8 protein-coding genes and 1 pseudogene are annotated in these 7,821 nt (G+C 64.7%); 8 read left to right on the top strand and 1 reads right to left on the bottom strand.

All coding sequences use genetic code 11. The features are described from left to right. On the bottom strand, positions 1-500 hold a 500-nt coding region (locus AC630_RS40335; RefSeq protein WP_208867112.1), incomplete at its 3' end, for a flagellar biosynthetic protein FliO. Between the two features lie 351 nt (positions 501-851). Here AC630_RS40335 and flgB point away from each other — a divergent pair. The 8 genes and pseudogenes from flgB to AC630_RS40295 all read left to right on the top strand — a co-directional run. Continuing rightward, a complete protein-coding gene (gene flgB / locus AC630_RS40330; protein WP_074123899.1) occupies positions 852-1,256 on the top strand; it encodes a flagellar basal body rod protein FlgB in 405 nt (134 codons plus the stop codon). A gap of 18 nt (positions 1,257-1,274) precedes the next feature. Continuing rightward, complete coding sequence (gene flgC, locus AC630_RS40325; RefSeq protein WP_074123898.1) at positions 1,275-1,700, top strand: flagellar basal body rod protein FlgC; 426 nt, start codon at positions 1,275-1,277, stop codon at positions 1,698-1,700. A 16-nt stretch (positions 1,701-1,716) separates the two neighbouring features. Continuing rightward, on the top strand, positions 1,717-2,025 hold the full coding sequence (fliE, locus tag AC630_RS40320; protein WP_008142413.1) for a flagellar hook-basal body complex protein FliE: 309 nt from the start codon (positions 1,717-1,719) through the stop codon (positions 2,023-2,025). 159 nt (positions 2,026-2,184) lie between these two features. Further along, on the top strand, positions 2,185-2,448 hold the full coding sequence (gene fliQ, locus AC630_RS40315; RefSeq protein WP_074123897.1) for a flagellar biosynthesis protein FliQ: 264 nt from the start codon (positions 2,185-2,187) through the stop codon (positions 2,446-2,448). 180 nt (positions 2,449-2,628) lie between these two features. Further along, on the top strand, positions 2,629-3,399 hold the full coding sequence (gene fliR, locus AC630_RS40310; protein ID WP_074123900.1) for a flagellar biosynthetic protein FliR: 771 nt from the start codon (positions 2,629-2,631) through the stop codon (positions 3,397-3,399). A gap of 10 nt (positions 3,400-3,409) precedes the next feature. Continuing rightward, complete coding sequence (gene flhB, locus AC630_RS40305; protein ID WP_074123896.1) at positions 3,410-4,489, top strand: flagellar biosynthesis protein FlhB; 1,080 nt, start codon at positions 3,410-3,412, stop codon at positions 4,487-4,489. 154 nt (positions 4,490-4,643) lie between these two features. Continuing rightward, the gene (gene cckA, locus AC630_RS40300) at positions 4,644-7,229 is read left to right on the top strand and encodes a cell cycle histidine kinase CckA (RefSeq protein ID WP_074123895.1); all 2,586 of its coding nucleotides are present in this window, start codon (positions 4,644-4,646) and stop codon (positions 7,227-7,229) included. A gap of 263 nt (positions 7,230-7,492) precedes the next feature. Then, a pseudogene (locus AC630_RS40295) lies at positions 7,493-7,821 on the top strand (hypothetical protein); the annotation flags it as partial.

Raw genomic sequence — 7,821 nt, 5'->3', positions numbered from 1 at the left:
GCCAGTGGCGGCTCGCTGCGGCGCTCAGCCAAAGCTGGAGCGGGCCGGCGCACCTCGTCGGCGAAGGAGGGACGCGCGGGCCGCGGCAGCGGCTCAGGCATTTGCGGCTCGAGATGATCGAGCAGCTCGGGCCGTGGTGCTTCGTCGGCCCAGCCGCCGGTGTCCGGCATGGGCGCGAGACGCGGCGGCTCGGCGGCGCTGGGACGCTGTGGGAGCTGATCGCGGCCAGGCGCGGCACGCACGATGTTCGGTTCGACGACGATGTCGGTGGGACCGCCGATCATCAGGAGATGTTCGACATTGTCACGCCGGACCAGCACCAGGCGGCGCCGGCCATCGACCGCGGCGGCATCGATCACGGCGAGCCGGGGCATCCGGCCGCGCTGGGTGTTGGCACCGAGCCGGCTGCTGGCGAATCGGCGAACCAGCCATGCAGCGACGCCGATCAACGCCAGAACGACGATGAACGCGACGATGAAGGTGATAGGGCTGCCTTGCATACTTGTCCCCGACAAATGGCGCTTTTCTCGTGCCCATGGTCAGATGCGCCAACCACCGGCGTGGGATGCCCCAAACTGCGATTTCTTAACGTCCCACGGCAAGTTTTGCCGTCCCCAACTCTTAATAACCTATGAATCGCTCGATCCAAAATGACTTCTTGGCCTGTGCACGCGTCGCCAAGCGATTGGGTTAATGCCGTTTTCGGGGACGTAGAATCACGGGGTCGCAAAGCCGTGTCCCGGCCGGGGACATGCATTGATGGCATCCTTAACCACCTGTTAACCATACACGCGGCAAATTCTGCCTAGCTTCGGACCCCAGGGTCCCGAGAGGCGGAAGGAACCGCAACGATGTCCATCAACGACCTCCCGGTGCTGTCGGCGCTTCGCACCAAGATGCAGTGGCACCAGGAGCGCCAGCGCGTCCTGTCCGAAAACGTCTCCAATTCCGATACGCCCAAGTTCCGGCCGCGCGATCTGGTCGAGCCGAAGCTCGACAAGGCCGGCGCCGTCACGGGCTCGATGGGCCCGCTTGCGCTCACCGTCACCAGCGCCTCCCACATGACGCCGTCCGGCGCGGCCTCCGGATTCGACCAGAACAGGAATGCAGGCTTCGAAACCCGCCCCGCGGGCAACGCCGTGAACCTCGAAGAGGAGATGATGAAGGCCGCCAGCAACCAGATGGACTATGCGGCGGCGACCTCGCTCTATTCGAAGAGCTTGCATCTGCTCAAGACCGCGATCGGCAAGGGCTAGAGCTAGAGGAAGCGCATCATGGCGAATGACAGCAGCGACTTTGCCCGCTCAATGGCGATCGCGACCTCCGGCCTGCGCGCGCAGGCCGGGCGCATGCGGGTGATCTCGGAGAACATCGCGAACGCGGATTCGACCTCGCAGACCGCCGGCGGCGATCCCTACCGGCGCAAGGTACCGACCTTTTCCTCAGCGCTCGACCGCACGCTCGATGCGCAGGTCGTCACCCTCGGCAAGATCAAGCCGGATCAGTCCAACTTCCGCGTCAAATACGAGCCGAACAATCCGGCGGCGGATACGAGCGGCAACGTCAAATATCCCAACGTGAACTCGGTGGTCGAGATGACCGACATGCGCGATGCGCAGCGGTCCTACGAGGCCAATCTCAACATCATCAGTGCGACGCGCCGGATGATCCAGCGCACGCTCGACATCCTCAAGAGCTGAACGGGACACTTAAGCCATGGCATCTCCGACAATCGCCGCCAACGCTTATGCCAACCTCGCCCGCGTGCTGGAGAACAGCGGCGCCGGCAAGGGCAGCGAGGCGAGCGGGCAATCCTTCGCATCGCTCCTGAAAGATGCTGTCGGCAGCGTCATGGAGTCCGGCCGCAAGTCCGACGCGCAGACGGTGGCGATGGCCGCCGGCAAGGCCAACGTGATGGACGTGGTGACGGCGGTTGCAGACACCGACGTCGCGGTGTCCACGCTGGTCTCGGTCCGCGACCGCGTGATCGCGGCGTATGAAGACATCATGAAGATGCCGATCTGATTTTCGGTCTCCGTCGTCATTGCGAGCGAAGCGAAGCAATCCAGCATCTTTCTATGACGGCAGCCTGGATTGCGTCGCTTCGCTCGCAATGACGGGAAGGGGCGTTCCTCCTTTCACAACGATTGGGGGGGAGGCGAGAATCAACAAAGGAAGTTTGCAATGACCGGACCCGAAACCCTCGACGTCGCGCGCGATGCGATCTGGACCATCGTAATCGTGTCGTCGCCCCTGATGCTGGTCGGCCTGGTGGTCGGCGTGATCGTGTCGCTGTTCCAGGCGTTGACGCAGATCCAGGAGCAGACGCTGATCTACGTGCCGAAGATCCTGGCCATCTTTGCCACGATGCTATTGGCGCTGCCATTCATGGCCGACTCGCTTCACGCCCATATGCTGCGGATCTCGTCGCGAATCATCGGCGGCTGAGGCAGAATGCGCCGTGCGGTGGATTTGACGTTCGCCCTTGTGTCTCCACGAGCAGTGGTGGCGAACGTCAAATCCAATAGCTGCACGACCATTGATTTTTGCGAATGCCTCTTTGGCTCCAACATTCGCAAAAGTGCCTGCTGCGATGGCATGCGAATGTTGGAGCCGGGGCATTCGGCCATGCGCATCGACGTCTCGCTGCTGCCGGCGCTCGCCGCGGCCTTCATGCTCGCTTTCGCACGGGTCGGCGCGATGGTGATGCTGTTGCCGGGCCTGGGCGAGACCAACATCCCGACGCGGGTGAAGCTGTCGATCGCGCTCTTGCTCACGCTGATCATCCTGCCGCTGCACCGCAACGCCTACCACGTCGACATGGGTTCGCTCGCGCCGCTGCTGGTGCTGATGCTGCATGAGATCGCGATCGGCATCGTGCTCGGCGCAACCGCGCGCGTGACGCTAGCGGCGCTCCAGGTCGCGGGTGCCGTGATCGCGCAGCAGATGGGGCTCGGCTTCGTCACCTCGGTCGATCCGACGCAGGGACAGCAGGGCGTACTGGTGGGCAACTTCCTGACCATGCTGGGCGTGACGCTGCTGTTTGCCACCGACAGCCATCATCTGGTGATCGCGGCGCTCAACGACAGCTATACGATCTTCTCGCCCGGCGAGACCGTATCGAGCGGCGACGTCGCCTCGCTCGCAACACGCGCCTTCGCCGCCGCGTTCCGCCTCGGCTTGCAGCTCTCCGGACCGTTCCTGGTGTTCGGCCTCGTCTTCAACATCGGGCTCGGCGTGCTGGCGCGGCTGATGCCACAGATGCAGGTCTATTTCGTCGGCGTCCCGCTGTCGATCTTCGCGGGCTTTTTGGTGCTTGGTGTGGTGATCACGGCCATGATGGGCACGTATCTCGACTACTTCATCGGTGTCATGCACCAGATGATGCCGCTCAGGTGACGGGGGATCAATGGCGGAAGACAAGGATCCCGAGAGTCAAACCGAAGACCCGACGCAAAAACGCCTCGACGAAGCGCTCGAACGCGGCGACGTTGTCAAGAGCCAGGAGATCAACACCTGGTTCATGATCGCGGGCGGCACGCTCGTGGTCTCGACCTTCTCGGGCTCGGTCGGCAGCGGGCTGGTGACGCCGATGCGCAACCTGCTCGCCAATTCCTGGATGATCAAGACCGACGGCGGGAACCTGCTCGCGCTGATGCAGCAGATCGAGTTCGCCGTGATCGCGGCGATCGGCGTGCCCCTGCTGATGCTGGTGCTGGCGGCCATTGCCGGCAACATGCTCCAGCATCGCCTGGTCTGGTCGGCCGAATCCCTCAAGCCCAAATTCAGCAAACTCTCGCCCGCCGCCGGCTTCAAGCGCATCTTCGGCAAGCAGGCGGCCGCCAATTTCCTCAAGGGGCTGGGCAAGCTGCTCGTGCTCGGCGCGGTCATGGCCACGATCCTGTGGCCGGAGCGGCATCGCATGGAGGCGATGGTCAAGCTGGATCCGGCCGCCATGCTGGCCGCCTCCACCAGCATGACCATCCATCTGCTTGGTGCGGTGGTCGCGGCCCTCGCGATCATCGCCATTGGCGACTACTTCTTCCAGTATCGCAGCTGGTTCCAGCGGCAGAAGATGTCGCTCCAGGAGATCAAGGAAGAGTTCAAGCAGTCCGAAGGCGACCCGCACATTAAGGGCAAGCTCAGGCAACTGCGCCAGCAGCGCTCCAAGAAGCGGATGATGGCGGCGGTTCCCAAGGCCTCCGTGATCATCACCAACCCGACCCACTATTCGGTGGCGCTGTCCTACGTGCGCGGCATGACGGCGCCGATCTGCGTCGCCAAGGGCGTCGACAATCTCGCCTTCAAGATCCGGGAGATCGCGCGCGAGCACGACATTCCCATCGTCGAGAACGTCCCACTGGCCCGTGCGCTCTATGCCACCGTCGAAATCGACCAGGAAATCCCGACCGAGCACTACCATGCGGTTGCCGAAGTCATCGGCTACGTCATGCGGCTGAAGCGCGGATTCGGCGCCGGGCGGGGATAAAATACCTGAAAAGCACCGGAAATGGCCGTAATCTGGGAATCAGCGTACGTTTCAGCCTTGCCGCCCTTGCGTCTGCGGGTCCGATTCAGGCAGGGAAGGCCCATTGCGCGCGGGAGCGCGTTCGTTTTCTGCCGACAGGCTGCGCCAGCTTGAGATGACCGCCGAGACCGACCACGACCTCACACGCGAGCCCGTTGCGGCGCCAGAGCCGTCGCCACGCTCGGGCAGCATTGCGCTGGTGCTGCTGGTGGCCGCCGGCCTCGTCGCGGTCGCCGTCGGGCTGATGACGCTCGGGCGCGCGCAGGCGCAGCCCTACATCCTCGGCACCCTCGCCGTGCTGGCGATGATCGGCCTGTTCAGCCTGTTCGCCTTCGCTGCCGGTATCATTCGCTTCGTCGACCGCAATCTCGACGATCCCGTGATGGGGCGCATCGCCGACTACGCCTTCGACGGCCACGCGGTGACAGATCCGCGCGGCCATGTGGTCTACTCCAACGCGGCCTATCTGACGCTGACCGGCGCCGCCGGCCCGCAGGACGTGCGCCCCGTGGAGCGCGTCTTCATCGGCAACCCTGATGTCTCCGAAGCGGTGTTCCGCCTGCTGAAAGCGGCGCGCGAAGGCAAGCGGCAGCAGGAAGAGGTGCGCATCTCCGGCCATGACGGCAGCCAGGGCCGCTGGCTGCGCATGCGGGTGCGTCCGCTCGGCACGGGCAAGCGCGAGGCGAAATATGCGGTGTGGTCGATCGCCGACATCACCCGCGATCGCGAGCGCCAGGAAGACGTGTTCCAGGAACTCCAGCACGCCATCGAATATCTCGATCATGCGCCTTGCGGCTTCTTCTCGGTCAATCCCGCCGGCGAGCTCGCCTATGTCAATGCGACGCTGGCGAACTGGCTCGACTACGACCTCGCCGAGATCGGTTCGGGCGGGCTGAAGCTCACCGACATCGTCTCCGGCGATGGCGCCTCGCTTTTGACCGCGATCGTGGCGGTGCCGGGCGAGGTGAAGACCGAGGTCTTCGACATCGACCTGCGCATGCGCACGGGCAAGACCATGCCGGTGCGGCTCTATCACAAGCTGGCCTTCGGCGCCGACGGCACGCCGGGACCGTCGCGCACGCTGGTGATCAGCCGTGCCCGCGACGAGCGCAGCGATCCCGACCGTGCCGCCGAAGTGCGCTTCATGCGCTTCTTCGACCATACGCCGATGGCGATCGCGACCGTCGACCGCGGCGGCAATGTCGTGCGCGCCAATGCGCGCTACGCCAAGCTCGGGCAGGCCCTCGGGCTCGACAGTGCCAGCAAGTCGATCTTCCGCGCGGTCAATGCGCGCGACCGTCATTTGCTGATTGCGGCCATCAACCAGGCCGCCGAAGGCCGGGCCGACATAGCGCCCGTCGAGGTGGCCCTGGAAGGGACCAAGGATCGCTGGGGCCAGTTCTTCGTCACGCCGGTCGACGTGGCGGAGAACGACGCGGAAGCCGCGATCGTGCACATGCTCGAGACAACCGAGCGGCGCGCGCTGGAGAACCAGATTAACCAGTCGCAGAAGATGGAGACGGTCGGGCAGCTCGCCGGCGGCATCGCCCACGACTTCAACAACGTGCTCTCCGCCATCATGATGGCGAACGACTTCCTGCTGAACGCGCACAAGCCGACCGACCCGTCGTTCCAGGATATCATGCAGATCAAGCAGAACGCGACGCGCGCCGCCACTCTGGTGCGGCAGTTGCTGGCGTTCTCGCGGCGGCAGACGCTGCGGCCGCAGGTGCTCGATCTCGGCGACGCGCTCTCCGATCTCACCATGCTGTTGCGCCGGCTGATCGGCGAGAAGGTCAAGCTCGACCTGATCCACGGCCGCGACCTCTGGCCCGTGAAGGTCGACGTCTCCCAGTTCGAGCAGGTGATCGTCAACCTCGCGGTGAACGCGCGTGACGCCATGCCCGACGGCGGCAAGTTGATCATCCGCACCGCCAACGTCACCACCGAGGACGCAGGCAAGCTCGCCTACAAGGGCATGCCGGCGGCGGATTACGTGCGGATCGAGGTCGCCGACACCGGTACCGGCATTCCCGCCGACATCCGCGACAAGATTTTCGAGCCGTTCTTCTCGACCAAGGAAGTGGGCAAGGGCACCGGCCTCGGGCTCTCCACCGTCTATGGCATCGTCAAGCAGACCGGCGGCTTCATCTACGTCGACTCCGAACCCGGGCAGGGCACCTCGTTCCACATCTTCCTGCCGCGCCATCACGCCGAGCCGGAGGTGCAGGTCGAGCAGCCTGCGGCGGCGGTCGCCGCGACCAATGGCGCGGCGAAGGAAGCCGTGCCCGCAGCAGTGGAGGCGAAGCCCCGTACCGATCTCACCGGGCAGGGCACCATCCTGCTGGTCGAGGACGAAGAGGGCCTGCGCGCCCTCAACGCACGCGGCCTGCGCTCGCGCGGCTACACCGTGGTCGAGGCCGAGAACGGCGTCGAGGCCATGGAAGTACTGGAAGAGCAGAGCGGCGCGATCGATCTCGTCGTCTCCGACGTCGTGATGCCGGAGATGGACGGTCCGACGCTGCTGAAGGCGATGCGGGAGCAGAACCCCGACATCAAGTTCATCTTCGTCTCCGGCTACGCCGAGGACGCCTTCGAGAAGAGCCTGCCCGAAGGCCAGCAGTTCGACTTCCTGCCGAAACCATTCACGCTCAGCCAGCTCGTGGCGGCGGTGAAGGAGACAATGACGAAGTCGGGGTGAGCAGGCGTCTTCGCGTTTTCCGTCATTGCGAGCCAACGGGGCCGCGCTTCGCGCGGACCCGTTGGCTCGAATTGACGAGGGAAAAACCTGAACTTTCGTCGTATCGCCGCCGGTAACCCGCGACCGTGGTTCCGGCACGTTCCCAGCCAAACCCCCGTCAAATATGGGCTTTTGCCACATCCCCGCGACTGAGGGCCGCAGCCACAGGTTTCGAAACCGACTTCACTTTTCGGGAAGTCTGCCCATCTTAGGGGCACGTCCCCATGCCGGGGATCTGGGAAACGCACATGAATTTCTCGCAACGTAGCCGCAGTCTTTTCAAGACGATCGCCGTCGTGCTGGCGCTCGCGCTGCCGACTGCTCTGGCGATCTCGTCCGCTGACGCGCGCGTCGGCGGCGGCTTCTCGTCGGGTTCGCGCGGTTCGCGGACCTATTCGGCCCCGCCGTCGACCACGACCGCGCCGGGCTCGACCTCGCAGTTCAACCGCACCTACACCCAGCCGGGTGCAGGCATGAATTCGACCGCGCCGGCGCGTGGCGGCCTGTTCGGCCGCGGCGGCGGCTTCCTCGGCGGCCTTGCGGCCGGCTTCCT

Source organism: Bradyrhizobium sp. AS23.2, from assembly GCF_001908185.1.
Taxonomy (GTDB): domain Bacteria; phylum Pseudomonadota; class Alphaproteobacteria; order Rhizobiales; family Xanthobacteraceae; genus Bradyrhizobium.
The sequence above is the reverse complement of the archived record's forward strand: the minus strand, read 5'-3'. Positions and strand labels throughout refer to the sequence as shown.

Bases quoted from the DNA above. Each gene is read 5' to 3' on its own strand.
- flgB (WP_074123899.1), top strand. From the start codon at position 852: ATGTCCATCAACGACCTCCCGGTGCTGTCGGCGCTTCGCACCAAGATG.
- flgC (WP_074123898.1), top strand. From the start codon at position 1,275: ATGGCGAATGACAGCAGCGACTTTGCCCGCTCAATGGCGATCGCGACC.
- fliE (WP_008142413.1), top strand. From the start codon at position 1,717: ATGGCATCTCCGACAATCGCCGCCAACGCTTATGCCAACCTCGCCCGC.
- fliQ (WP_074123897.1), top strand. From the start codon at position 2,185: ATGACCGGACCCGAAACCCTCGACGTCGCGCGCGATGCGATCTGGACC.
- fliR (WP_074123900.1), top strand. From the start codon at position 2,629: ATGCGCATCGACGTCTCGCTGCTGCCGGCGCTCGCCGCGGCCTTCATG.
- flhB (WP_074123896.1), top strand. From the start codon at position 3,410: ATGGCGGAAGACAAGGATCCCGAGAGTCAAACCGAAGACCCGACGCAA.
- cckA (WP_074123895.1), top strand. From the start codon at position 4,644: ATGACCGCCGAGACCGACCACGACCTCACACGCGAGCCCGTTGCGGCG.